This window comes from Mycobacterium interjectum, from assembly GCF_900078675.2.
Taxonomy (GTDB): Bacteria; Actinomycetota; Actinomycetes; order Mycobacteriales; family Mycobacteriaceae; genus Mycobacterium; species Mycobacterium interjectum.
Window position 1 is genome coordinate 1,636,939 of sequence record NZ_LT546237.1, and the last position, 25,967, is coordinate 1,662,905.

Below are 25,967 nucleotides of genomic sequence, written 5' to 3' on the forward strand. Positions count from 1 at the left end.
TTTGACGACGAGAGGAATCCACGCAGGTGCAGCTATCCAAGGTCGTGCGCAACGCGTGGTTGCCGCTGTTGATCGTGGCGGTGGTGGTGATCGGCGGGTTCACCGTGGCGCGGGTCAAGTCGTTCTTCACGGCCAACGACACCGGCGTCCTGACGAGCCCACGGCAGGAGGATTCCAAGCCGTTCAAGCCCAAGGTCGTCAAATACGAGATCTTCGGCTCGGCCAGCCACGCCAACGTCAACTACCTGGATCTGTCCGCCGACCCGAAGCGGGTCGACGACGCGCCGCTGCCGTGGACCTTGGTCCTGTCCACGACCGCCCCGTCGGTCTTCCCGAACCTCTCGGCGCAAAGCGACGGTGACCGCCTCGGTTGTCGCATCACCATCGACGACGAAGTCAAGGACGAGAAGATCACCAACGGCGTGCACGCCCTGACCTTTTGCTTGGTGAAATCCGCATGAGCGCAAGCGCTGAACACCCGACCGACACCCTGCCCAGCACCGGACACGCCGTGCGCCCGGCTATCCCGCGACTCATCCGACGCTTCGCCGTGCCCATCATCCTGGGCTGGATCGGGATCATCGCGGTGCTCAACACGATCGTCCCGCAGCTGGACGAGGTCGGGAAGATGCGCTCGGTCTCGATGAGCCCGGACGATGCGCAATCGGTCGTCGCGACCAAGCACATGGGCGAGGTGTTCCACGAATACAAGTCCAACAGCTCGGTCATGATCGTTCTGGAGGGCCAAAATCCGTTAGGCGCCGACGCCCACGCCTATTACGACCAGATGGTCAAAAAGCTCGACGCCGACACCAAACACGTCGAGCACGTCCAGGACATGTGGAGCGATCCACTCAGTGGGGCCGGTGTCCAGAGCAACGACGGCAAGGCCGCGTACGTCCAGGTCTACCTGGCCGGCAACCAGGGCGAGGCCCTGGCCAACGAGTCGGTCGAGGCCGTCCAGGACATCGTCAAGAGCCTGCCCCCGCCGAGCGGGGTCAAGGCCTATGTCACCGGACCCGCCGCGGTGCAGGCGGATCAGCACATCGCCGGCGATCGCAGCCTGCAGGTGATCACCACCGTCACGTTCATCGTGATCATCGCGATGCTGCTGATGGTCTACCGGTCCATCGTCACGGTCCTGCTCACGTTGGTGATGGTGGTGCTCGAACTGTCCGCCGCCCGCGGCATGGTGGCCTTCCTCGGCTACTACAACATCATCGGGCTCTCCACCTTCGCCACGAACCTGTTGGTAACGCTGGCGATCGCGGCCGCCACCGACTACGCGATCTTCCTGATCGGGCGATATCAGGAAGCCCGATCGATCGGTGAATCGCGAGAAGACGCGTATTACACGATGTTTGGCGGCACCGCGCACGTGGTGGCCGGGTCGGGCCTGACCATCGCGGGCGCGACGTTCTGCCTGCACTTCACTAACCTGCCCTACTTCCAGACGCTGGGCATCCCGTTGGCCATCGGCATGGTGGTCGTGGTCGCGGCGGCCTTGACGCTGGGCCCCGCGGTCATCTCGGTGGCGTCTCGCTTCCGCCAGACACTCGAACCCAGGCGGGCGCAGCGGATCCGCGGCTGGCGCAAGATCGGCGCCGTCGTCGTCCGGTGGCCCGGTCCCGTCCTGATCGTGACGATCGCGGTCGCGCTCGTCGGCCTGCTCACCCTGCCCGGGTACCGGACCAACTACAACGACCGCAAATACCTGCCCGCCGATCTGCCGGCGAACGCAGGCTACGCGGCCGCCGACCGGCACTTCTCCAAGGCGCGGATGAACCCCGAGCTCCTCATGATCGAAAGTGACCACGACCTGCGCAATTCCGCCGACTTCCTGGTCATCGACAAGATCGCCAAGTCGATCTTCCGGGTGCCCGGCATCTCACGCGTGCAGGCGATCACCCGGCCGCAGGGTACGCCGATCGAGCACACTTCGATCCCGTTTCAGATCAGCATGCAGGGCGTCTCCCAGCAGATGAACCAGAAGTATCAAGCGGATCAGATGGCCGACATGCTGCACCAGGCCGACATGATGCAGACCACCATCGACAGCATGGTCAAGATGCAGAGCATCACCGCGCAGATGGCCGACAGCATGCACGTCATGGTGAGAAAAATGCACGAGATGACCATCGACATCGCCGAATTGCGCGACCACATGGCGGATTTCGAGGACTTCTTCCGACCGCTCCGCAGCTATTTCTACTGGGAAAAGCACTGCTACGACATCCCGGTCTGTTTTTCGCTTCGCTCGGTCTTCGACGCCCTCGACGGCATCGACACGATGACCGATGACATCCAGAGCCTGCTGCCCGTGATGGATCACCTCGACACCCTGATGCCCCAGATGGTGGCGCTGATGCCCTCCATGATCGAGAACATGAAGGCCATGAAAACGACGATGCTGACCATGTATTCGACCCAGAAGGGTCTGCAGGATCAGCAGAACGAGGCCCAGAAGAACTCCAACGCCATGGGCAAGGCGTTCGACGCATCCAAGAACGACGACTCGTTCTACCTGCCGCCGGAGACCTTCAACAACGCGGAGTTCAAGAAGGGCATGAAGAATTTCCTGCCGCCCGACGGGCACGCGGTGCGCTTCATCATCAGCCACGACGGCGATCCCATGACGCCGGAGGGCATTTCGCACATCGATGCGATCAAGAAGGCCACTTACGAAGCGCTCAAGGGCACGCCGCTGGAAGGCTCCAAGATCTACCTCGGCGGCACCGCGGCCACGTTCAAGGACATGCAGGACGGCAGCAACTATGACCTGCTGATCGCCGGAATCGCCTCGCTGTGCCTGATTTTCATCATCATGCTGATCATCACGCGAAGTGTGGTGGCCTCAGCGGTGATCGTGGGCACCGTCTTACTTTCACTCGGGGCATCCTTCGGGCTCTCGGTGCTCATCTGGCAACACCTGGTCGGCATCGAGCTGCACTGGATGGTGCTGGCGATGTCGGTCATCATCCTGCTGGCCGTCGGCGCCGACTACAACCTGCTGCTGGTGTCCCGGTTCAAGGAGGAGATCCACGCCGGCCTGAACACCGGCATCATCCGGGCCATGGGCGGGACCGGATCGGTGGTCACCTCGGCGGGGCTGGTGTTCGCCTTCACGATGATGACGATGGCGGTCAGTGAGCTCACGGTCATCGGCCAGGTCGGCACCACCATCGGCCTCGGCTTGCTCTTCGACACTTTGATCGTGCGGTCGCTGATGACCCCGTCGATTGCCGCGTTGCTGGGCAAGTGGTTCTGGTGGCCCCAACGGGTGCGCCAACGGCCGGTGCCTTCGCCCTGGCCCACGCCGGCAAAGGAGCGCGAAACGTTCGCGGTGGCGCCCTGACGGCGCCGAGCCTGCGCACAGCGCGTGCCAGGGCCTAATGTTCCAGCGCTGGACGCAGTTTCGATGTGGGGTTGGGGCTAGGTGACCCACTCAGGCTGCTGGCTGGCGTCGACCGCGGAGAAGTCCTTGTGCGCGAGGCCGGCGGTGGTGCCACCGTCCACGACGAACTCGGAGCCGGTCGAATAACTCGATTCGTCGCTGGCCAGGTACACCACGAGGTTGGAGACCTCCCTGGGCTGGGCGATCCGGCCCAACGCGGTGTGGAAGATGTCCTCGGGGACCCACTCGGTCATCGGCGTCTTGATGAGCCCGGGATGGATCGAGTTGACGCGGATCCCACTCGGCCCCAACTCCAGCGCAGCCGACTTCGTCAGGCCCCGGACCGCGAATTTTGTTGCCGTGTAACCGTGGCAGGCGATGGTGCCGGCCATGCCCTCGATCGAGGAGATGTTGATGATCGACCCTCGTCCCGCTTCCTTCATCGGTTTCACCACGGCGCGGATTCCGAGAAACACTCCGGTCAGGTTGACGTCAAGGATCTTGTGCCACTCGGAGAGTTCGTAGTCCTCGATGGTGCCGATGTTCAGGATGCCGGCGTTGTTCACCAGCACGTCGATCCCGCCGAACTCGCCCAACGCGGTGGCCACCGCAGATTCCCATTGCTCGGGTTTCGTCACGTCCAGGTGCACATAACGGGCGGCCTCACCGACCTCGGCCGCGACCGCCTTGCCCTCGTCGTCGAGGATGTCGCCGAACACCACCTTGGCCCCCGCGGTGACCAGCGTTCGCACGTGCGAGGCGCCCATCCCCCGCGCACCGCCGCTGATGAGCGCGACCTTTCCCGCCAAGCGTTCTGCCACTGGTCTTCTCCTGTCGTGCCCATGGGTTTGTTGCACCATACATATGCACACAGGTGTACGACCAGGGTTTCGCCGACGGGACGGCCGAGTCCGGGCGGCGCACGAGGCGCCCTTGTGTCGGCGGCGGGGGGACGCCGTTACTTCTTCTTTGGAGCGCTGGACGGATGGTGTTGCGGGCAGTAATCCGCGGTGGCCGCGGCGACGAACATCTGGGCCTGGGTCGGCTGCAGCCGGTGCGCCCCCGTGATTTGGTCCACCTCGTCCCTCTCGGTATAGCCCGCGTCGAGGTCGCTGCACATCGCGTGCGCCGCCTTCACGCTAAACGCCGGAGTACCGAGGTTGACGCCGTGGGAACTGAGGAAGTTGGTGAAGTCCTGGTCCGTCTGGTCCGCCCGCGCGACGCCCGCCGGCACCAGCATCACCGCCAACAGAGCGCCGAACGTGCACGCGGTTAATCTCTTCGTCATCTCACGCCGCTTCATCGTTGTCCCCCAATCGCTTTCAAGGCTTTACATCGATCCGGATCGACACTTGAGCCGCACATCAAACCCGCTATGGTTGCCACTGTTGATGGTTTTGACTGTCGATAGTATCCGATGTCAATGATTTTGCCGGGTGAGCTGTGCTTTCGTCAACCGCACGCCGCCGCCCCGCTCCCGAAGAGCTGAAATTTAACCCGCCGTTAGCATGTAATTCCGGTGGCTTCCGGTTCCGCCCGAAGACGGCCGGCGGCTTGGGAGAGCGCCAAACCGCGGTCGATCAGCGGGCGTCCACGACCTCGAAAATCGCCGCGGCGGAGGTGATCGCCTTGTCCGCGTTTCCCTCGTCGTGCAGCAGCATGCGCACGCCGACGCGGCCGCGCACGCCGCCGTGCACCGTGCCTTCGACGCGGAAGGGACCCACCTTGCCGCGGGACATGAACATGACGTGCCAGCTGACCACCTGGACCTTCCTGGTTCCGGCAAGGTCGGCGGCCAGGTCGATCGCGGCGGTCTCGAGGACGACGTGTTGGGGTCCGATGTGCAGCGCGGCGTCCGGCGAGGCGAGTTCGGCGCTCAGCGCCGGCAGCACCCAGTGGCCGTCGTCGCGCTTGGCCGCACCGAAGGCTTGCCACAGCGGCGGCAGGTCGGGCGAGTCCTCGATCACCAGCTCACTGCCCGAAACATCCATCTTGCCAAGGCCTTCCGGAGGGACACCGATGACCGCTCCCTGCCCCTCGTTGAAGGCGATCACGCGGTCGGGATCGTCGGCATCCACGATCTTGCACCGGCCGTAGCCCATGGTCCGGCCCTGGTGCACGATGCCGGACCCGACGATCTCGATTCTCGTGACGTCATAGCCGGGGTCGACGATCTGTACCGACGCGATGACCGGATTGGGGACCGCGACCATGTCGGTCTGACATCCCTCCGGCGACGAGATGGCCAGCGGCGCGACCATCAGGCCGCCCGCCTCATTGCGCATGTCGCGGCGGATGGTGACGGTGTCGTCGGATTCGCCCATGTTCATCGACGAGTGGTTACGCCCGATGTAGCGGTAGCTGAGCAGACCCGTCCAGCGCCGGAACAACTCGTCGCGATAGGCGTCGGTGTCGTTGGCGAGCTCGCGGATGTCACGGAGTTGGTCGCTCACTTCTGGACTCCCTCTGCCGCTCTGCCCCGGCGGACCTGGTTGAACGGCACGCCGCGGTCGGCGGCGTACTCGCGGGGAAAGTTCAGGACACGCTCGCCGATCACGTTGCGCGCCATCTCCGTCGTGCCGCCCCCGATGCTGGCGATCTGGCGGCCCAGGTAACGCGTGCCGACGTCGAGCAGCCCCGCGTCGTCCTGCACTACGGCCGCCGAGCCGGCGATGGCGTGGGCGGTGTCGTTCTCGACGTCGTGCACCTCGGCCATGTCGAGCCTGATGATCGAGCCCGCGGCCGGGGGCAGCGTTCCGGCGACCACGGCGTGGAAGACGTGCTCGCTCAGCTGAGCGTGCACCGCCCGGTGCACCAGCGCCCGGCCGACCATCTCCCGGACGCGTTCGCTGTCGCCCTGCTTCGAGCGGTCGACCAGCGACATCAGGTCTATCGAAATGTCTTCGGCCTCAGCGATTCCCGGGCCGCTGGTGTATTCCGAACCGTCGCCCATGGTGCGCCGCTCGTGGTAGAGCTGTCGCGAGGCGACCTGCCACCCGTTGCCGGGCTCCCCGACAACGGCGTCGTCGCCCACGTCGACGTCGTCGAAGAACTCCTCGCAGAATTCGACCGAACCGTTGACCTGACGGATCCGGTTGATCGTCACCCCGGGGTGTCGAAGGGGTACCAGAAACATCGTCAGGCCGTTGTGTTTGGGTGCGTCCCAGTCGGTTCGGGCAAGGCACAGGCCATAGTCGGCGGCGAACGCCCACGTGCTCCACGTCTTGGCGCCGTTGATGATCCAGTGTCCGTCCCGGCGATCGGCACGGGTGATGACGCCCGCGAGATCCGAACCGCCGCTGGGCTCCGACAGCAGCTGGACCAGGACTTCGTCGCCGCGCAGCGCCGCCCGGATGTGGCTGCGCTTCTGCTCCTCGCTGCCCATGTCGAGGATCGTCGCGCAGCAGATGGCGAAGGACGGGATGTTCAGGAGCAGCGGCGTCTCGTAGGCCAGGGCCTCCGCGTCGAACGCTTTTTTGTACTCGTAGCCCAGCCCCAGCCCGCCGTACTCCCGCGGAAAGCAGATGCCGGCGAATCCTCCGTCGTACAACTTGCGTTGCAGTTCGCGCGCGCGCCGCCACGACGCCAGTTCGTCGCGCTCCAGGACCATCGCGTCGTCGGAATCGAGCCGCGGCAGGTTCGCGGCCAACCAGGCTTTGGCTCGGCTGCGGAATTCCTCGACCGACTCGGCGCTCACCGAATTCGCCTGCGCGTCATCGCCGATGGCCTCCTCGAGCTTGTGCTGAGCGACTGTACAGCACCGCTTAATGAGTGTACAGGTCGCCTAGGACGCGTTCAGCTTCACCGCCGCGCGGATGAGGGCCGTCAGTGCCTTGTCATCGATCGTGTCGCCCGCATGGAAGTCGATGGCTCGCCGCGTGTTGCCGCCGAGGCTCGAGTTGAACAGCCCCGACGGGTCGTCCAGCGACGCGCCCTTGGCAAAGGTCATCTTGACCACGTTTTTGTACGTCTCCCCGGTGCAGATCATCCCGTCGTGATACCAGACCGGGACACCGCGCCATTTCCACTCCTCGACCACGTCGGGATCGGCCTGCTTGATCAATCTTCTGATGTGAGCGAGCGTTTCGCCGCGCCAATCACCCAGCTCCTTGATGCGGGCGTCGATCAGCCGCGAAGGAGAGTCCGTCATGGTGTCGGTGCCTTCCCGATGGTTGCCGTCAGGGGATGGTGAGCGCGATCTTGCCGACGTGCTGGCCGGCCCGCATCACCGCCAGCGCGTCTTCTAGCCTCGCCCAGTCGAAGACGTGGCTGATATGGGGTTTGATGCCCGCGCCCGACATCAACTCGCACAACTCCCGGTGCGCGCGCACGCTGCCCACCGTGATCCCGACGATGCGCAGATTGTTGAGCATCACTTCGGCGACCGAGACGGGCGCCGCGTCGAATCCGGTCAGCACGCCGATCACGGCGACCGTGCCGCCCACCCTCGCCGAATGCACCGACTGCGCCAGGGTGGCGGGCCCACCGAGGTCGACGATCAGGTCGGCGCCTCGCCCCCCGGTCAGCCGCTTGACCTCGGTCTCCCAGTTCGGTGTCGCGCGATAATTGACGAGATACGTTGCGCCCAGGCCGGATCCGACCTTCAGCTTGTCGTCGGACGACGACGTCAGAATCACGGTGGCGCCCAGCTGCGTGGCGAGCTGGACCGTGAACAGCGATACCCCGCCGGTTCCCTGGGTGACCACGACGTCGCCTTCGCCGACGTGGGCTTCCCGCAGGGCACTGTAGGCCGTCACGCCCGCGCAGGGCACCGTCGCGGCTTCGACGTCGCTGAGGTGCGCGGGCGTGGGCACCAGTCCCGTGGCGTCGGCGACGCGGTACTGCTGCAGCCAGCCGTCTTCGGTGTCGCCGGGCAGCTCGCGCTTGGACTCCGGTGTCGGCGGCCCGTCGAGCCAACCGGGGTGAAACGCCCCCATCACCCGGTCCCCCAGCTGCGGCCAGTCGACCCCGGGTCCGACCGCCACCACTTCCCCGGCGCCGTCGCTCATCGGCACGCGTGGCCACGGCCCGGGGAGCAGCCCCATCAGGTTGACGTTGTCGTGGTAGTTGAGGCTCGATGCCCGCACCCTGACCAGCACCTGCCCTCGACCGGGTTCGCCGACCGGCCTGTCGATGGTCTCCAGGGGCGCGCCGGGGCTATTCATCACCATCGCTTGCTGGCGATCCGGAATGCTCATGCGAGACCCGCCTCCTTCCCTGCGGACTTCCGCGGCCCGCCGGTTGAGGTGCGAGCAGACGCAGAATTGCATATATCGAGGCCGGATCGTGCGATTCTGCGTCTGCTCGCCGTGACAGGTTACAGTTTCGGCGTGAAACGTCACGCTTGGCGGAACCGCCGGTCGACCCGAATCGAGCCGCGATGACGGAGCAGACCACCGACGCCGGCGTCGCCGCGCTGCTGGCGATCGAGGCGATCAAGCAGCTCAAGGCCCGCTACTGTCGGTACCTCGACGCCAAGGACTGGGCGGCGTGGCGGTCCCTTTTTGCCGATGATTTCCTGAGCGACACATCCGAGGCCGGCGGCAAGCTGATTCGCGGCGCCGACGATTTCGTGGCGTTCACCCGGAGGGGCATCGGACGCCCCGCGCAGGCGACCGCCCATCAGGTGCACGCGCCCGAGATCGAACTGACGTCGGCGACGACGGCGCGCGGCGTGTGGGCCCTGCAAGACGTGGTCCGCTTCGGTCCGGGGGTGACCCTGGTCGGGTACGGCCACTACCACGAGACCTACGAGAGCGTCGCCGGGCAATGGCTCATCAAGAGCTCCAAGCTGACCCGGCTGCGCGAGGACATCGTCACCCCGGTGTTCTCGGTTTACATTTCAGACCGGATCCGGCGGGTGGCTGGCAAGCTCGCCGGGCGGATGATCGAACGGTAGGCATCGATGACTGTTGACACCATTCTGATCACCGGCGCTTTCGGCCAGGTCGGCAGGCGATGCACGCAGCTCCTGCTGGAGCGGGGACGCACCGTCGTGGCGATGGATCTGCGCACCGAGAAAACCGTTGCGGCCCAAGCCGAATTGGGCGCGGGTGAACACGCCGGCGCGCTGGTTGCGGCCTACGTCGACCTGTTGGACGCCGAGGCGGTGCGCGATCTGGTCGCGACCCATCGGCCCGGGGCGATCATCCACCTCGCCGCCATCGTGTCACCGCCGTCCTACCGCAACCCCGGGCTGGCGCGACGCGTCAATGTGGGTGGTACGGAAAACCTGCTGGCGGCGGCCGCGACGCTGCCCCATCCCCCGCTGTTCCTGATGGCCTCCAGCGCCGCGGTCTACGGCTCGCGCAACCCCCACCGCCACCCGGAGCGCATCACCCCGGACACGCCGGTGCAGCCGATCGATCAGTATGGCCAGGACAAGGTCCTCGCCGAGGCGGCAATCCGGGCGAGTGGTCTGCCGTATGCGCTGTACCGCCTGGGTGGGATCATCTCGCCGGATACCCAGGCCGACATCAACGGCGACCACCTGGCCCTGATGCGCTCGATGCCCGGCGACAACCGCATGCACGCGGTGGATGCGCGCGACGCGGCGCTGGCGTTCGCCAACGGCGTGGATCGTGCAGCGACGATCGCGGGCAGGGTCCTGCTCATCGGCGGCAACGAAACGTATGTGATGTTGCAGCGCGACCTCGAGGACGACCTGATGACGGCTGCCGGCCTGGGCCCGCTCGGGCCGTCGGCGAGCCTGCCCGGTGACCCCGGCGACGACCGCGGGTGGAGCTTCACCGGCTGGTACGACACCACCGAAGCGCAGGCGCTGCTCGACTTCCAAGAGCACGATTGGCGCCAGACCCTGGCCTGGATCGCCGAATCGCAGGGCCGCCAGCGCATCGTGTTGCGGGCCCTTGGCCCGTTGTTGCGGCCGCTCGTGCGCGCCGCACTCCGGCTGCAGCGCCGGGCCGAGCGCCGCGGCCCGTACGCCGACCCGTGGGCGCTGATCGAGAAGAAGTACGGCTCCGGGGCGCTGGCCGCGACCGACTGACGCGCCTAGCTTTCCGACGCGAAGAAGACCGCCACATTCGCGCGTCGACGACGCAGTAGTAGACGACGTCACACCCGTCCATGGCGGCGCGCAGGGCGTCGTCGTCAAAGACGTCCCCGTAGCAGCGCTCGACGGCCAGGTCGTCGATTCCCTTGGTGGAACTGCTGCGGCGCAACATGACTCGGACGTCGGCGCCCGTCGCGACGAGCTGGCGCGTGACGTGGGATCCCAGGAAACCGCTGGCGCCGATCACCAGCTTCTTGCGGGCACCCACTAGCGGTCGATCCATCCCATTTGCGCGGCGGCGTGGTGGCCGCCGACGGGCGGGGTGAGCCGGTCGAGTCTCGCCAGCTGGTCGGGGCCGAGTTCGAGGGCGTCGGCGGCGACGTTTTCCTCGAGCCTCGACACCCGCTTGGTCCCCGGAATCGGCACGATGTCAGTCCCTTTCGCCAGCAGCCAGGCCAGTGCGACCTGGGCCGGGGTGGCGCCCGCGTCGGCGGCGATGTCACGCACCTCGTCCGCGCACCTGAGATTGTGCTCGAAGTTCTCGTCGAAGAAGCGGGGGTTGGTCTTTCGGTAGTCGGTGTCGGGAAGCTCGCCGGTGGAGCGGATCGCGCCGGTGAGGAAGCCACGGCCCAGCGGCGAGTAGGCGACGAATCCGATCCCCAGCTCCCGCAACACGTCGAGGACCCCGTCCTCGGGGTCTCGGGTCCACAGTGAGTATTCGGACTGCACGGCGGCGATGGGGTGCACGGCGTGGGCGCGGCGAATGGTGTTGACGCCGACTTCGGAAAGGCCTATGTGCCGGATCTTTCCGGCGGCGACGAGCTCGGCCAGCGCCCCGATCGTGTCTTCGATCGGTGTGCCTCGGTCGAGGCGGTGTTGGTAGTAGAGGTCGACGTGGTCGGTCGCCAGCCTCTGCAGGGACCCGTCGAGGGCAACGCGGATGTTGGCGGGGCTGCTGTCGAGCCCGGCACGGCCGGTGTGGGAGATGAGGCCGAACTTGGTCGCCAGCACCACCTGATCTCGCCGGCCCGCCAAGGCGCGGGCGAGGAGTTCTTCGTTGACGTAGGGACCGTAGACCTCGGCGGTGTCGATCAGCGTGACCCCGAGGTCGATGGCGCGGTGGACGGTGCGGATCGCTTCGGCGTCGTCGGTGCCTGCGCCGGCATAGGCGACGGACATGCCCATCGCGCCCAGACCGAGGCGTCCGACTTCAAGTTCGGCGAGATGAGCCGGTTTCATGGGCCCATTGTGCGCTGACCAACCACGACCCGTTGGACGGGTACCGTTGCGCTCGTGCCCGACACCGCGCGACCGGTCCGCAATCTGGCCGTCGACTTCTATCGCGCGTCGGGCGTGGTCCTCATCGTGCTGGGTCATTGGCTGGCCGGCTCGGTGACCTACCACGACGGATCTTTCGGTCGCCAGAACCCGCTCGTCGACCTGCCGTGGACCCAGTGGCTGACCTGGCCGTTTCAGGCGGTGCCGACGTTCTTTCTGGTCGCCGGATATGCCAGCGCGTTGTCCTGGAAGCATCGGCACGAGACCGACGGTGTGTCCCGCCAGACCTGGCTCCGGCATCGATTGGCCCGGGTACTGGGACCGACCGCCGTGTATGTCGCGCTGGTGTCGATCGTCGTGGTGGTGCTGGGTGTCGCGCACGTGGCCGGTTCGGTGCTGGAATACGCGGGCTGGGCGGTGGCCATGCACCTGTGGTTCCTGGCCGTCTACCTGATCGTGGTGTCATTGACACCGATTGCGATTGCCGCGCAACGGCGTTGGGGTCTCCTGGTGCCGGCGGCGCTGGTGATGGGAGCCGTGGCGGTGGACGTGCTCGCGATCGGCCTCCACCTGCACCGCCTCGGCTGGTGCAACTACCTGCTGTGCTGGGGGACGTTCTACCAGCTCGGAATCGCCTGGCGCGCTGGCCTGTTGCCCGGCCGAAGGACCGCACTGCTCGCGGTGTGCTCGGCGATCGCGCTGGCGCTGCTGATCGGGCTGGGCCCCTACCCCGTCAGCATGATCGGGGTTCCCGGGCAGACCATCGACAACACGACGCCGCCCAACGCGGCGCTGCTGGCCTTTGGATGCGCGCAGGCCGGATTGGTCATGACGCTCGCGCCGGCGCTGAACCGCGCGCTGCGATCAGGTCCGTTCAAGCGGGCGCTGGCCGTCGTGAACGACAACGTGATGGCGCTCTATCTCTGGCACATGATTCCGGTCGTGATCGTCGCGATCGTCGCCTATCCGGCGGGTCTGCTGCCTCAACCGCCGGAGGGCACGGGGGCGTGGTGGCTGGCCCGGTTGGAGTGGGTGCTGGTCCTGAGCGTGGTGACCGCGATCGAGCTGGGGTTGCTGTGGTGGCGGCGACGCTTCTTCGCCGCCGCGCTGCCCATGCGCGGCGTACCCCTCACGGATCGTTGGGGTGAAGTCTGCATGCTGGCCGGGGTCGCGCTGGCCGCCGCAGGTCTGCACTTCTTCGCCTACCTGGGCTTTGCGCCGGACGGGCGTTTCCCCTGGCTGATTGCGGCGCTGTTCGCCCTGGGCGTGCTGCTGGCCGCGCTTCGCCCCAGCAAGGTCGGCCGGCGGTCGCCCGACCCGGCACGCGCGGCCGGGTGAATTCTTTGAGTCTTCGCTGAAATCCGTTTGCCGACCGACCTACGGCCCCCTGGACAGGGGCCGTAATGCCCTGGTCGGGAGCGATATATGGGAGGAGACTTCCGGTAGGTTCGGCGCCATTTCCAGCGTCCGGGCCAGACGGAGACAACGTCGCCAAGGGAGTACACCGATGTTAAACAGCCTAACGCTCCACAACAACGCGGTCGCCCAGCAGCGTGCGCAGGACACCGAGCTCCTCAAGGACTCGGGTGTGCACAAGCTTGTCGTCACAGATCGCGACGGCAACTGTTTGGCTTTCGTATTGGCCTGGGACAGCTTCGAATACGACGCCGAGACCGACACGTATGTGTGTGTTGCGGACGGCGATGGCCGGGAACTGATGACCGTGTACGCCGCCGGCGACGTCAAGTCCGCGCCCGGCGCGAACATGTACGTGATAACCGCACCGGACGGTGCACAGGCCGCGGGGCATCTCAGGCCCTGTTGACCTCCCGGGCACACCGGCAGCTTTGATCTTGAGCGTTCCTCACATCCCGGCCTCCTGGGGCCGTTTCGCGTAGCGAGCTAAGCTCGCGCGATCCTCCACGATCCGCCACGCGCGCAGCATTCCGTGGCCGCTGATGCCGCATGACCATTTTCGGCGAACCGCGGGTTATGATAGACCGTTCGTACGGTTAGTCCACGCCGAAGGGTTCAAGTTCAAGATGCCCAGATCGCCTGGAAGACGCGGCGAAATTCTCGACGCTTTTGTCCGCTATGTCGCCGAACGTGGTTACGACAGAACGAATATCGGCGATATCGCAGACGAGCTCGGCATGTCCAAGGGCACCATCGTTCATCACTTCGGAACCAAAGCGCAGATGTTGCGCGAGCTCGAAGAAACACACCTGACCCGCCAGCGCGACGTGCTGCGGATGGTATGGGACCGACTGGCCGCGCCGCACGAGCGCATCGCCGCGATCATCTACGCCTCCGCACTGCTGCAGGTCACCGAACGCGACGCGACGGTGGCAAGCCAGCGCGAGGTGGTGCAGTTGTCGGATGACCCGGCCATGCAGCAAGTGCGCAAATTGCGTCATCAATTGCAAACGCTGGCGATTGACGAGATCCGGAACGGCATAGAGATCGGCGTCTTCCGAACGGTGGACGTCGAACTGGCGGCGCTGCAGCTGTGGGGATCGCTGGAGTGGATGTGGGTGTGGTTCCACCCCGCCGATTCGCGGACACCCGAACAAGTCGGGGCCGCCTTCGTCGACGTGTTTCTCGGCGGGCTGCTGCTCGACCGGTTGGGGCTCAGCAGGTGGGCGAACCCCGCCGCGGACGTCGTTGCGGTGGTGCGCGAAAGCCTTGCCGCGGCGGGTGCTACCACAGGTTGACCGTCTAGCGACGGAATATCGTGCGCCGGACGGCAATTGCCGTCATGCGAGCGCGCCCCGGCTTCAGGGAGTGCGGCCGGCATTTCGAGGGCGAATCTTCGCGGGCCGCCGCTGATCAGGTTTGTTGACTGACCGTACGGTCTAATGCCATAGTTGCTGGGTGGGGCGAGCAGACGCGACATGCAGCATGGTGGCAGCGACCGCCGTCCGGCGCCGGGAGCGAAGTAATGCGCTGCAACGCGCCTCACGCCCATGGTCGTCGCGCCGTAGGTCACCGCAATCCGCGCGAAGCTTGAAACATCTTCTGCGGCATCGCGGTTCGCTTAGCGCGACGTGGGCTCCCATCCCCCGTCGAGATTGCCGGCGCCCATGACTACCTCCAACGCGATTGGCAGCAAAGCACTCCAACGGATGCGGCCGGGGACCGAAGTGGCCGGCGGGTTCTTCCGCATGTGCGTGCTGACCGGTAAAGCCCTGCGACAGCCGTTCGAATGGCGTGAATTCATCTGGACCGGCTGGTTCCTCATGCGGGTATCGCTGCTGCCCACCATCGCGGTGTCCATCCCGGAAACCGTGCTGCTCATCTTCACGCTCAACCTGCTGCTGGCCGAGATCGGCGCCGCCGACGTCTCCGGTGCCGGCGCCGCCATCGGCGCGGTCACCCAGCTCGGCCCGATCGTGACGGTGCTCGTGGTTGCCGGCGCCGGCGGCACCGCGATCTGCGCCGACCTCGGCGCGCGCACCATCCGCGAGGAAATCGACGCGCTCGAGGTGCTCGGCATCGACCCGATCCACCGGCTGGTGGTCCCCCGCGTCGTCGCCTCGACGATCGTCGCGGTCCTGCTCAACGGCCTCGTGGTCGCCGTCGGACTGGGGGGTGGCTACCTGTTCAGCGTGTACCTGCAGAACGTCTCGAGCGGTGCGTATCTGTCCACGTTGACGGCGCTGACGGGCCTTCCCGAGGTGGTGATCGCGTTCATCAAAGCCGCGACGTTCGGGCTGATCGCCGGACTGGTCGGCTGCTACCGCGGGCTGATCGTGCATGGCGGGTCCAAAGGTCTCGGCACCGCCGTCAACGAGACGGTGGTGCTCTGCTTCATCGCGCTGTTCGCGGTCAATGCGGCGCTGACCACCATCGGTGTCCGGTTCGGGACGGGGCGCTGACATGGCCGCGACCACAGTGGCGACGCCGGCGCGTTTCCACTTTCCGCGAGCCACCCTCGTCCGATACGGGGAGGCCCCGGTCCGGGGACTGGTCGAACTCGGGCAGATGGTCTGGTTCGCGCTGACCGCGGTCGGGCAGATCCCCTTCGCCCTGCACCGCTACCGCAAAGAGCTGCTGCGGATGGTCGCCCAGATGGGGATGGGTAGCGGCGCGATGGCCGTGGTCGGCGGCACCGCCGCCATCGTCGGCTTCATCACCCTGTCCGCGGGTTCACTGGTCGCCATCCAGGGCTACGCGACGCTGGGCAACATCGGCGTCGAGGCGTTCACCGGATTTCTGGCCGCGCTGGTCAACGTCCGGTTCGTGGCGCCCGTTGCCGCCGGTCAGGCGCTGGCCGCCACGGTCGGGGCCGGCGCCACCGCCGAACTGGGCGCCATGCGCATCAGCGAGGAGATCGACGCGCTGGAGGTGATGAGCATCCGGTCGGTCGCCTACCTGGCGTCCACCCGGGTGGTGGCGGGACTCATCGTCATCATCCCGCTCTACGGGCTGGCGATCACCCTGGCCTTCGTGTCCCAACAGGTCACCACGGTTTTCTTCTACGGGCAGTCCGCCGGCACGTACAACCACTACTTCCACACGTTCCTGCGCCTCAACGACGTGGGCTGGTCATTCGCGGAGGTGATCCTGGTCGCGGTGGTCGTGATGACCACCCACTGCTACTACGGCTACAACGCCAGCGGCGGGCCGGTCGGCGTCGGCGAAGCGGTGGGCCGGTCGATGCGGCTGTCGCTGATCACGATCGTCGTCGTGGTGGTGCTGACCGCGATGGCGGTCTACGGAAAAAGCCCGAACTTCAACCTCACCGTGTAACCGCCATGACGTCCCCGGCCCCGAAACCCAAGGAGAACCCGCCACGTAACCCGCCGTACAAGACGGCCGCCGTGGTGTTCTTGGTGGTCGCCGCGGTGGTGTTGGCGTTGGTGTGGCTGCAGTTCCGGGGCCGGTTCACGCCGAAGACGCCCTTGACGATGATTGCTCCACGGTCGGGTTTGGTGATGGATCCGGGGTCGAAGGTCACCTACAACGGGGTGGAAGTCGGTCGGGTGGCCCAGATTTCGGAGATCCAGCGCGATGGCACACCTGCGGCCCAGTTCGTCTTGGATGTCAATCCCAAGTACATCAACCTGATTCCGGCCAATGTGGATGCCAATATCAGGGCGACCACGGTGTTCGGGAACAAGTATGTGTCGTTGACCTCGCCGAAAAATCCGACGCCACAACGCATCACACCGCAGCACGTGATCGACGCGAGGTCGGTGACGACGGAGTTCAACACCTTGTTCGGGACGATCACCTCGATCGCGGAGAAGGTGGACCCGGTCAAGCTGAACTTGACGCTGGCCGCGGCCGCGCAGGCACTGACCGGTTTGGGCGACAAGTTCGGGCAGTCGATCGTCAACGCCAACGCCATCCTCGACGACGTCAATCCGCAGATGCCGCAGATCCGGCACGACATTCGACAAATCGCCGCCCTCGCCGACACCGACACCAACGCCGCGCCGGACCTGTTGGATGCCCTCAACAACGCCGTGATCACGGCGCGCACGCTGCACCGGCAAGAAGGCGACCTGGACGCCGCGTTGTTGGCCGCGGCCGGGTTGGGTAACACCGGGGAAGACATCTTCCGGCGTGGCGGGCCGTACCTGCAGCGGGGGCTCGCCGATCTGGTGCCGACCGCCCGGCTGTTCGACACGTACAGCCCCGAAATCTTCTGCACCATCCGTAATTACTACGACGAAGAACCCGCGGCCTATGCGACGACGGGCGGCGGTAACGGCTACGCGCTGAGGACCATGACCGAGCTGACGTCGGGATTGGGCGGCATCCTGACGCTGCCTGGGCTGGCCGGCACCGTGCTCACCCAGGGCCTGTTAGGGCTTGCCGGACTGGTGGGCGGGGCGCCGAATCCCTATGTGTTTCCGGACAATCTGCCGCGCGTGAACGCGCGGGGCGGGCCGGGCGGCGCGCCGGGTTGCTGGCAGGCCGTCACCCACGACCTGTGGCCCGCGCCCGAACTCGTGGTGGACACCGGCGCCAGCCTCGCGCCGTACAACCACCTGGACACCGGCTCGCCGTACGCCATCGAATACGTGTGGGGCCGCCAAGTCGGGGACAACACGATCAACCCATGAAAATCACCGGGTCCGCCATCAAGCTCGGCATCGTCTCGCTGGTGCTGCTGCTCATCACCGTGTCGATCGTCGTGGTGTTCGCTCAGATGCGCTTCAACAGCACCAACAGCTATTCCGCCGAGTTCAACAATGCCAGCGGGCTAAAAGACGGCCAGTTCGTCCGCGCCTCCGGGGTGGAGGTCGGCAAGGTCAAAGCGGTGCAACTGGTCGACGGGGGCCGGAAGGCGGTGGTGAAGTTCGACGTCGACCGCTCGATAACGCTCTATCAGTCGACGACCGCGCAGATCCGCTATCTCAACCTGTTCGCCGATCGCTACCTGGAGCTCAAACGCGGCGAGGGCGAAGGCGCCGATCGGGTCCTGCCCCCCGGTGGCTTCATCCCGATGTCTCGCACTTCACCGGCGCTGGATCTCGACGCCCTGATCGGTGGTTTCAAGCCACTGTTCCGGGCCCTCGATCCGGAAAAGGTCAACACCATCGCGTCGGCGCTCATCACCGTGTTTCAGGGCCAGGGCGGCACCATCAACGACATCCTCGACCAGACCGCGCAATTGACCGCGCACATCGCCGAACGCGACCAGGCGATCGGCGAGGTGGTCAAGAACTTGAACGTCGTGCTGGACACCACGGTTCGGCATCGCAAGGAGTTCGACCAGACCGTCGACAACTTCGAGAAACTGATCACCGGACTGCAAAACCACGCCGACCCGCTGGCCGCCGGCACCGCGCACCTCAGCAATGCCGCCGGAACGGTGGCCGACCTGCTGGGCGACAACCGCGCCCTGCTGCACAAGGCGATCGACTACCTGCAGGCCCTGCAGCAGCCGCTCGTCGACCAGAAGGATCAACTCGGCGATCTGATCCACAAGACGCCGACCGCGCTCAACCTGATCGGGCGCAGCATAGGGCTCTACGGAGACTGGGTGAACTTCTACCTCTGCGACCTCACGATCAAGTGGAACGGGCTGCAGGCCGGCGGCCCGGTGCGCACGGTCCGGATCTGGCAGCAGCCCACCGGTAGGTGCACGCCGCAATGAGAACCCTGACGGAATTCAACCGCGCTCATGTCGGGCTGATGGGCATCACCGTGCTGGTGCTGGCGGTCGCCGTCGGCCAAAGCTTCACCAGCGTCCCGATGTTGTTTGCCAGTCCGAGCTACTACGGGCAGTTCACCGACACCGGCCAGCTGAACAAGGGCGACAAGGTGCGCATCTCCGGCGTGAACGTCGGCAAGGTGGAGGGGCTCGACATCGACGGCGACCACGTCCTCATCAAGTTTTCCATCGGTGGCAACACCATTGGCACCGAAAGTCGGCTCGCCATCAAGACCGATACCATCCTGGGCAAGAAGGTGCTCGAGATCGAGCCGCGCGGCACCCACACGTTGCCGGCGCGGGGCGTTTTGCCGCTGGGCCAAAGCACCACCCCTTATCAGCTCTACGACGCGAACTTCGACATCACCAAAGCCGCCGCCGGCTGGGACATCGACACCGTCAAGCGGTCGCTGAACGTCTTGTCGCAGACCGTCGACCAGACCTACCCGCACCTGAGCGCCACCCTCGACGGCCTGGCCAAATTCTCCGACACCATCGGCAAACGCGACGAACAGATCAAACACCTGCTCGCCCAGGCCCATCAGGTTGCCAGCGTGCTCGGTGACCGCAGCGAACAGATCAACCGGCTGTTGGTCAACGCGAAGACGCTGCTGGCGGCATTCAACGAACGCGGACGCGCCATTTCCGCTCTGCTGCAGAATGTTTCCGCCTTCTCGGCCCAGGTACAGGGATTCATCAACGACAACCCGAACCTCAATCCGGTGCTCGAGCAATTACGCGCCATCAGCGACGTGCTGGTGGCACGCAAAGACGACCTGGCTCAAACCCTCACGTACGTCAGCCAATTCGCCGCCTCGCTCGGTGAATCCGTCGCGTCGGGACCCTACTTCAAGATTGTCCTTTCCAACCTGCTGCCGTACTGGATCCTGCAGCCGTTCGTCGACGCCGCCTTCAAGAAGCGCGGCATCGACCCCGAGGACTTCTGGCGCAGCGCCGGGCTGCCCGAGTTCCGCTGGCCCGACCCCAACGGCACCCGGTTCCCCAACGGTGCGCCGCCGCCCGCGCCCCCGGTGCTGGAAGGCACGCCGGATCATCCGGGCCCGGCCGTCCCCCCGGGCACGGCGTGTTCGTACACCCCGCCCGNAGCCAGAATTGAGCACCGCCTTGAGTTTTCGCAACCTGCGGTCCCGGCGGGTCATCGGGGCCGTCGTCGTCGCGCTGGCTCTGCTCGCGGGGTTCGTCGGGTTGCGGCTGTACGACAAGTTCACCACCAACACCGTGGTCGCCTACTTCCCGTCGGCGAACGCGCTCTATGCCGGGGACAAGGTCCAGATCATGGGCGTTCGCGTCGGTTCGGTCGACAAGATCGAGCCGGCCGGCGACAAGATGAAGGTGACGTTTCACTACGACAACAAGTACAAGGTGCCCGCGAACGCGTCCGCCGTGATCGTCAACCCAACCCTGGTGGCGTCGCGCAACATTCAATTGGAGCCGCCCTACAAAGGCGGTCCGGTGATGGCCGACAACGCGGTGATTCCCCTCGAGCGCACGCAGGTGCCGACGGAGTGGGACCAACTGCGCGAAAGCGTCGCCAACGTCATCGACAAACTCGGGCCGACCCCCGAGCAGCCCAAGGGCCCGTTCGGTGAGGCCATCGAGTCGTTCGCGGACGGGCTGGCCGGCAAGGGCAAGCAGATCAACACGACGCTGAACAGCCTGTCGCAGGCGTTGACCGCGCTCAACGAGGGGCGTGGCGACTTCTTCGCGGTGGTACGCAGCCTGGCGCAGTTCGTCAACGCCCTGCACAAAGACGACCGGCAGTTCGTCGCGCTGAACGCCAACCTGGCCCAGTTCACCGACGAGTTGACCGGGTCCGACCGGGACCTCGCCAATGCGCTGCAGCAGTTCGACAGCCTGCTGTCCACCCTGCGCCCGTTCCTGGACAAGAACCGGCAGGTGTTGGCGCACGACATGGACAACCTCGCCAACCTGACCACGACGCTGGTCCAGCCCGATCCGCTGAACGGTTTGGAGACCGCGCTGCACGTGCTGCCGACGCTGGAGACGAACCTCAGCCAGATCTACCACCCGGCGCACGGCGCGGTCATGTCCATCCCGGCGATCCCGAACTTCGCGAACCCGATGCAGTTCGTCTGCAGCATGATTCAGGCCGGCAGCCGGCTGGGCTACCAAGACTCGGCCGAGCTGTGTGCCCAATACCTCGCGCCCGTTCTCGACGCGATCAAGTTCAACTACCTGCCGTTCGGGCTGAACCTGTTCAGCACGGCCGAGACCCTGCCGAAAGAGGTCGCCTACTCCGAGCCCCGGCTGCAGCCGCCCAACGGGTACAAGGACACCACCGTGCCCGGGATCTGGGTGCCCGACACCCCGTTGTCGCACCGCAACACCCAGCCCGGCTGGGTCGTCGCGCCAGGCATGCAGGGCACCCAGGTGGGACCGATCACGGGCAGTCTGTTGACCCCCGACTCGCTGGCCGAGTTGATGGGCGGCCCGGACACCGCGCCCCCGCCGTCGGGGCTGCAGACGCCGCCTGGACCGCCGAACGCCTACGACGAGAACCCGGTGGTGCCACCGATCGGCGTGCAGGCCCCGCAGGTACCGATCCCACCGCCGCCACCGGCGCCCGGGGTGGTCCCCGGGCCGGTCGCCCCGACGCCCGCCCCGGCGGCTGCCGCAGCGGGAGCGGGATCATGATGCGCGCCTTGATCATTCGGGCGCGGCAGGGGATGGCGCTGCTGGCGGCTGCCGTGGCGCTGACGTCATGCGCGAAGTGGCACGGGATCGCGAACGTGCCGATGCCCGGCGGCCCGGGCAGCGGGCCCGGCAATTACACGATCTACGTGCAGATGCCCGACACGCTGGCCCTCAACGACAACAGCCGGGTGCGGGTCGCCGACGTGTTCGTCGGGACGGTGCGCGCGATCAGCCTGAAGAACTGGATAGCCACGCTCACGCTGCATCTGGACAAGGGCGTCAAGTTACCCAAGAACGCGACCGCCAAGATCGGGCAGACCAGCCTCCTGGGCTCTCAGCACATCGAGCTGGCCGCGCCGCCCAATCCGTCCCAACAGCTGCTGAAGGACGGCGACACCATCCCGCTGAGCAGCGCGTCGGCCTATCCCACGACCGAGCAGACACTGGCCAGCCTCGCCATGATCTTGCGCGGGGGCGGCATCCCCAACCTCGAAGTGCTGCAGAACGAGGTCTACAACATCGTCAACGGGCGGGCCGACCAGATCCGCGCCTTCCTGGGCAAGCTGGACACCTTCACCGCCCGACTCGACGAGCAGCGGGCCGACATCACCCGGGCCATCGATTCCACCAACCGGCTGTTGGCGTACGTGGGCCCCCGCTCCGACGTTCTGGATCGGGTCCTGACCGAATTCCCGCCGCTGCTCAAGCATTTCGCCGACAAGCAGAGCCTTCTGATCAACGCCGTTGACGCGACGGGGCGGCTCAGCCAGGTCGCGGACCAATACCTGTCCGCCTCGCGGGGGGACCTGCACGAAAACCTGCAGGCGCTGCAGTGCCCGTTGCGGGAACTCGGCCGCTCCGCGCCATATCTGATCCGGGCGCTCAAGCTGATCCTCGTCCGGCCGTTCGACATCGACGCCGTGCCGAAGGCGTTCCGCGGCGACTACTTCAACCTGTCGCTGACGCTCGACCTGACCATGAGCTCCGTCGACAACGCGATCCTCACCGGGACGGGATTCTCCGGAGCGCTGCGCGCGCTCGAGCAGTCGTGGGGCCGCGACCCCGAAACGATGATCCCCGACGTCCGGTACACGCCGAACCCCAACGACGCCCCGGGTGGCCCGTTGGTGGAAAGGGCGGATCGGCAATGCTGACCCCCTTCATCAAGCGTCAGCTGATCATGTTCGCCATCCTGTCTGCGATCACGGCGGTGGTGCTGGGCGGCTACTACCTGCAAATTCCCACTGCGGCGGGGATCGGCCAGTACACGCTCAACGCGGACCTGCCCGCGTCGGGCGGTCTGTACGAGACGGCCAACGTGGCTTATCGCGGTGAAACCATCGGCAAGGTCATCGCGGTCCGGCCGACGGAGACGGGCGCGCGGGTGACCATGCGCATCGCCGACCGCTACCAGATCCCGATCGACGCGTCGGCCAACGTGCATTCGGTGTCGGCCGTCGGCGAGCAGTATCTGGACCTGGTGTCGGCCGGGAACCCGGGCAAGTACTTCGCGCCCGGACAGACCATCACCCGCGGCACCGTGCCCACCGAGATCGGCCCGGCGGTGGATGCCGCCAACCGCGGGCTGGCCGCGCTGCCCAAGGACAAGATCGCCTCGCTGCTTGACGAAACAGCCCAAGCGGTCGGCGGATTGGGCCCCGCCTTGCAGCGGCTGGTCGATGCGACGCAGGCGATCGCCGGTGACTTCAAGACCAACATCTCCGACGTCAACGACATCATCCAGAATTCCGGGCCGATCATCGACAGCCAGGTCGAGTCGGGTGACTCGATCCGGCGCTGGTCGCACAACCTCGACATCCTGGCCGCGCAGAGCGCGGGTAACGACCAGCATGTGCGCAGCATCCTGACGCAGGGTGCGCCGACCGCCGATCAGGTCAACGCGGTGTTCGGCGACGTCCGCGAATCGCTGCCACAGACGCTGGCGAACCTCGAGATCGTGCTGGACATGCTCAAGCGCTACCACAAGGGCGTCGAGCAATTGCTGGTCGCCTATCCGCAGGGCGCCTCGGAAGGCCAGACGGTGACGACGCCCTTCCCGGGCTACGCGTCGCTGGGCACCCACCTGACGATCAACCAGCCGCCGCCCTGTCTGACCGGGTTCCTCCCGGCGCCCGAGTGGCGGTCCCCGGCGGATACCAGCATGGCGCCGATGCCGTCCGGAACCTATTGCAAGATCCCGCAAGACGCTCCGGCCAACGCCGTGCGCGGGGCACGCAACCTGCCGTGCGTCGACGTCCCCGGCAAACGCGCCGCGACGCCCCGGGAGTGCCGCGACCCAAACCCGTACGTTCCGTTGGGCACCAACCCGTGGTACGGCGACCCCAACCAGATCCTGACCTGCCCGGCCCCCGCGGCGCGCTGCGACCAACCGGTGAAACCGGGCCAGGTGATGCAAGCGCCGTCGGTCAACAACGGGCTCAACCCGGCACCCTCGGACCGAGTCGCGGGCACACCGCCCCCCGTCAGCGATGTGTTGCAGCGGCCGGGATCGGGGACGGTCCAGTGCAATGGGCAGCAGCCCAACCCCTGCGTCTACACCCCCAACGGGCCGCCCGCCGCCGTTTACAGCCCCCAGAGCGGCGCGCTGGTCGGTCCCGACGGCATCAAGTACGCGGTCGAAAACTCGACCAAAACCGGCGACGACGGGTGGAAGGACATGCTGGCCCCGCCCCGCTGATTCGCGGCGCGCTCACTCCCGTTGATTTGCAGCGGTTTTCACTACACGCCGACCCGTCGACGATGTGGGCCGCGCAGCCACTCGGGAAGTCCCGCCTCTCCGCCCCGGCCGGCCGCCGCAAAGTTTGACACTGACCGCACGTACAGTCATATACTGGCAGCGCCGGGTACCGCGGCGCGGCCACCGGTGGCCTACCGAGATCGGAGCGACATGCCGGAAGTAATTGGCCTGGGCCAACTCCGGAGCGACGCGTGTGCGTATCTCGAGCGGGTTGCCGCCGGGGAGACGATCGACGTGGTCCGTCGGGGCAAGTTGGTGGCCCGCATTGTGCCCGTCGGCGACTGGAGGGTGGCCCCGATCCCGGCGCGATCCGTGAAAGTTTCTGCGCCGGAGACCGGTGGCTGGGTCGGGCTCGAGGAACTGCGAACGCGCGCCGGGCGCTGCTTCGATCGGGTTGTTGCCGGCGAGACGATCTATGTCGTGCGTGGCGGCAGGTTACTGGCGCGGATCGTGTCGGCCGGTGACCCGATGGCCACCCCGCGACCCGACGACGTCGGCCGGCCAATCGAGCTCGATGAGCTGCGAAAGCGCGCCGGACGCTATTTCGACAAGGTCGCGGCCGGACAGACGATCGAGGTCATCCGGGGCGGCAAGCTGGTGGCGCACATCGTGTCGGCCGGCGGGAACGACGCCCGCAAAGGGGCCTGACAGCCCCGTCCCACCGCGGCCGCGGCGTGCCCCGACGGCGGCCGGCCGGTTTCGCGCTCATCAATGTGGGTAGGCTACCCTAAGCAATACATAGGAAGGCTTACTTACCGTGCCGCTGAGGTTCCCGTTCCATCCCCACGCCGATCCCTCCCGCCGCGCCTGGCTGCCGTGCCCGAATTGCGGCTGGGGCCGCAACAGGTGCTCGGATTGCCGCAGTCACCGCAACTGCGGCGCGCACTGGCAGTACTTGCTCAGCAACCGCGCGACGCTCGTCAAGCTGCAATGCCCGGGCTGCGCGAACGTGTGGTCGACCGACACCCGAAACCGCTAGGGCTGAGCGAACGCGTCGTCGGGAAGCGGGCGTTGGCAGACCGTGTGCGCCTCGGCGGCGCTGAACCCGAACAGGCGCAACACGCTTTCGGTGACGCTGTCGGTGTCCCGCGCGTCGTCGCGATCCGGGTTGTCCCGCAACAGCTTCCCGAGCCCTAACAGCGCGCCGCCGGCGGTGGCAAGGGCGAGTTGGGGGTCGTCGACCGTGAATCTCCCGGCGTCCGCGCCGGCCTTGATGTCCCGCAGCGCCCGCGGCGCCAGACCGCGATCGGACGACAGCAGCGCCGGCCCGTTGACCAACAGGATCTCGCTCTCCCGCGGCCGGCGGCGAAACAGGCGGCCGGTCAGCCGGAAACTGGTGGCAAACGTTTCCGCGGGGTCGTCGATCGACTCGGTGAGCCGGTCCAGCATGGCTCCGTACTCGTCGAGCACGTCGGTGACCGCGGCCTCGAACAACTGCTCCTTGCTGTCGAAGTGGTTGTAGAACGAGCCCATCCCGACGTCGGCCAGCCGGGTGATCTCCAGGACCGGCACGTTGACCTTGCCCTCGGCGATCAACCGCTGGGCGGCCCCGATCAGGGCCGCCCTGGTGCGCTGTTTGCGCCGTTCCAATCGGCTGGGCGGCTCAGCGCCCTTCGGCATCGCGCTCATCTTTAGCAGTATGCCTCACTTCTGAGGATTTCGTCAGCACCTCTTGACCAGG

23 protein-coding genes and 2 pseudogenes are annotated in these 25,967 nt (G+C 66.4%); 16 read left to right on the forward strand and 9 right to left on the reverse strand.

What is annotated here, in order from left to right; translation table 11 throughout:
- Window positions 1-26: 26 nt before the first annotated feature.
- Window positions 27-461, forward strand: a complete 435-nt coding sequence (locus tag BN4348_RS42170) for an MmpS family transport accessory protein (RefSeq protein WP_211145714.1) — start codon at window positions 27-29, stop codon at window positions 459-461.
- The gene (locus BN4348_RS42175; protein WP_066913041.1) at window positions 458-3,355 is read left to right on the forward strand and encodes an MMPL/RND family transporter; all 2,898 of its coding nucleotides are present in this window, start codon (window positions 458-460) and stop codon (window positions 3,353-3,355) included. Before BN4348_RS42170 ends, BN4348_RS42175 begins: the two co-directional genes overlap by 4 nt.
- 77 nt (window positions 3,356-3,432) lie before the next feature.
- On the opposite strand, the gene BN4348_RS42180 is transcribed toward BN4348_RS42175, so the two are convergent.
- The 6 genes from BN4348_RS42180 to BN4348_RS42205 all read right to left on the reverse strand — a co-directional run bounded on the left by BN4348_RS42180 (window position 3,433) and on the right by BN4348_RS42205 (window position 8,592).
- Window positions 3,433-4,215: a glucose 1-dehydrogenase gene (locus tag BN4348_RS42180; RefSeq protein ID WP_066913043.1), complete on the reverse strand. Its 783-nt coding sequence runs from the start codon at window positions 4,213-4,215 to the stop codon at window positions 3,433-3,435.
- 137 nt (window positions 4,216-4,352) lie between these two features.
- Window positions 4,353-4,682: a DUF732 domain-containing protein gene (locus BN4348_RS42185; RefSeq protein ID WP_160040440.1), complete on the reverse strand. Its 330-nt coding sequence runs from the start codon at window positions 4,680-4,682 to the stop codon at window positions 4,353-4,355.
- Window positions 4,683-4,974: 292 nt separating this feature from the next.
- Complete coding sequence (locus tag BN4348_RS42190) at window positions 4,975-5,847, reverse strand: hypothetical protein (RefSeq protein ID WP_066913047.1); 873 nt, start codon at window positions 5,845-5,847, stop codon at window positions 4,975-4,977.
- Window positions 5,844-7,091, reverse strand: a complete 1,248-nt coding sequence (locus BN4348_RS42195) for an acyl-CoA dehydrogenase family protein (RefSeq protein ID WP_066913049.1) — start codon at window positions 7,089-7,091, stop codon at window positions 5,844-5,846. The genes BN4348_RS42190 and BN4348_RS42195 overlap by 4 nt, the downstream gene beginning before the upstream one ends.
- 87 nt (window positions 7,092-7,178) lie before the next feature.
- Window positions 7,179-7,544, reverse strand: coding sequence for a DUF1801 domain-containing protein (locus BN4348_RS42200; protein WP_066913051.1), 366 nt, complete (start codon window positions 7,542-7,544; stop codon window positions 7,179-7,181).
- A gap of 28 nt (window positions 7,545-7,572) precedes the next feature.
- On the reverse strand, window positions 7,573-8,592 hold the full coding sequence (locus BN4348_RS42205; RefSeq protein ID WP_160040443.1) for a zinc-dependent alcohol dehydrogenase family protein: 1,020 nt from the start codon (window positions 8,590-8,592) through the stop codon (window positions 7,573-7,575).
- Window positions 8,593-8,774: 182 nt separating this feature from the next.
- Between BN4348_RS42205 and BN4348_RS42210 the strand changes: the two genes are divergently transcribed.
- Both BN4348_RS42210 and BN4348_RS42215 read left to right on the forward strand, forming a co-directional pair.
- On the forward strand, window positions 8,775-9,293 hold the full coding sequence (locus BN4348_RS42210) for a nuclear transport factor 2 family protein (protein ID WP_066913055.1): 519 nt from the start codon (window positions 8,775-8,777) through the stop codon (window positions 9,291-9,293).
- 6 nt (window positions 9,294-9,299) lie between these two features.
- On the forward strand, window positions 9,300-10,400 hold the full coding sequence (locus tag BN4348_RS42215) for an NAD-dependent epimerase/dehydratase family protein (RefSeq protein WP_066913057.1): 1,101 nt from the start codon (window positions 9,300-9,302) through the stop codon (window positions 10,398-10,400).
- A 31-nt stretch (window positions 10,401-10,431) separates the two neighbouring features.
- Here BN4348_RS42215 and BN4348_RS42220 read toward each other — a convergent pair.
- Window positions 10,432-10,689 (reverse strand): annotated as a pseudogene (locus BN4348_RS42220) (NAD(P)H-binding protein); the annotation flags it as partial.
- A complete protein-coding gene (locus BN4348_RS42225) occupies window positions 10,674-11,645 on the reverse strand; it encodes an aldo/keto reductase (protein WP_066913059.1) in 972 nt (323 codons plus the stop codon). The gene BN4348_RS42225 and the pseudogene BN4348_RS42220, both read right to left, overlap by 16 nt.
- Window positions 11,646-11,699: 54 nt before the next feature.
- Between BN4348_RS42225 and BN4348_RS42230 the strand changes: the two genes are divergently transcribed.
- From BN4348_RS42230 to BN4348_RS42285, 12 genes and pseudogenes are all read left to right on the forward strand, one after another.
- A complete protein-coding gene (locus BN4348_RS42230) occupies window positions 11,700-13,022 on the forward strand; it encodes an acyltransferase family protein (RefSeq protein WP_066913061.1) in 1,323 nt (440 codons plus the stop codon).
- A gap of 169 nt (window positions 13,023-13,191) precedes the next feature.
- Entirely contained in the window at window positions 13,192-13,509 is a 318-nt protein-coding gene (locus BN4348_RS42235) for a hypothetical protein (RefSeq protein WP_066913063.1), read from the forward strand.
- Between the two features lie 133 nt (window positions 13,510-13,642).
- Window positions 13,643-14,398, forward strand: a complete 756-nt coding sequence (locus BN4348_RS42240; protein ID WP_235852730.1) for a TetR/AcrR family transcriptional regulator — start codon at window positions 13,643-13,645, stop codon at window positions 14,396-14,398.
- Between the two features lie 411 nt (window positions 14,399-14,809).
- Entirely contained in the window at window positions 14,810-15,562 is a 753-nt protein-coding gene (locus BN4348_RS42245) for an MlaE family ABC transporter permease (protein ID WP_372514065.1), read from the forward strand.
- A gap of 1 nt (window position 15,563) precedes the next feature.
- Window positions 15,564-16,436, forward strand: a complete 873-nt coding sequence (locus tag BN4348_RS42250; protein ID WP_066913069.1) for an MlaE family ABC transporter permease — start codon at window positions 15,564-15,566, stop codon at window positions 16,434-16,436.
- 5 nt (window positions 16,437-16,441) lie between these two features.
- Window positions 16,442-17,758 (forward strand): MCE family protein, encoded by a 1,317-nt coding sequence (locus tag BN4348_RS42255; protein ID WP_066913071.1) that lies wholly within the window; start codon window positions 16,442-16,444, stop codon window positions 17,756-17,758.
- Entirely contained in the window at window positions 17,755-18,795 is a 1,041-nt protein-coding gene (locus tag BN4348_RS42260; protein WP_066913073.1) for a virulence factor Mce family protein, read from the forward strand. Before BN4348_RS42255 ends, BN4348_RS42260 begins: the two co-directional genes overlap by 4 nt.
- Window positions 18,792-19,955 (forward strand): annotated as a pseudogene (locus BN4348_RS42265) (virulence factor Mce family protein); the annotation flags it as partial. The gene BN4348_RS42260 and the pseudogene BN4348_RS42265, both read left to right, overlap by 4 nt.
- A gap of 10 nt (window positions 19,956-19,965) precedes the next feature.
- A complete protein-coding gene (locus BN4348_RS42270; RefSeq protein ID WP_066913075.1) occupies window positions 19,966-21,528 on the forward strand; it encodes a virulence factor Mce family protein in 1,563 nt (520 codons plus the stop codon).
- Window positions 21,525-22,682, forward strand: coding sequence for a virulence factor Mce family protein (locus BN4348_RS42275; RefSeq protein ID WP_372514252.1), 1,158 nt, complete (start codon window positions 21,525-21,527; stop codon window positions 22,680-22,682). Before BN4348_RS42270 ends, BN4348_RS42275 begins: the two co-directional genes overlap by 4 nt.
- Window positions 22,676-24,226 carry an MCE family protein gene (locus BN4348_RS42280; RefSeq protein ID WP_066913079.1) on the forward strand — a complete coding sequence of 517 codons (1,551 nt, stop codon included), beginning with the start codon at window positions 22,676-22,678 and terminating at the stop codon, window positions 24,224-24,226. Before BN4348_RS42275 ends, BN4348_RS42280 begins: the two co-directional genes overlap by 7 nt.
- Before the next feature lie 210 nt (window positions 24,227-24,436).
- Window positions 24,437-24,934 (forward strand): type II toxin-antitoxin system Phd/YefM family antitoxin, encoded by a 498-nt coding sequence (locus tag BN4348_RS42285; RefSeq protein WP_066913081.1) that lies wholly within the window; start codon window positions 24,437-24,439, stop codon window positions 24,932-24,934.
- A gap of 327 nt (window positions 24,935-25,261) precedes the next feature.
- Here the strand turns inward: BN4348_RS42285 and BN4348_RS42295 are convergent, their stop codons facing one another.
- Complete coding sequence (locus BN4348_RS42295) at window positions 25,262-25,906, reverse strand: TetR/AcrR family transcriptional regulator (RefSeq protein ID WP_372514253.1); 645 nt, start codon at window positions 25,904-25,906, stop codon at window positions 25,262-25,264.
- Window positions 25,907-25,967 lie beyond the last annotated feature (61 nt).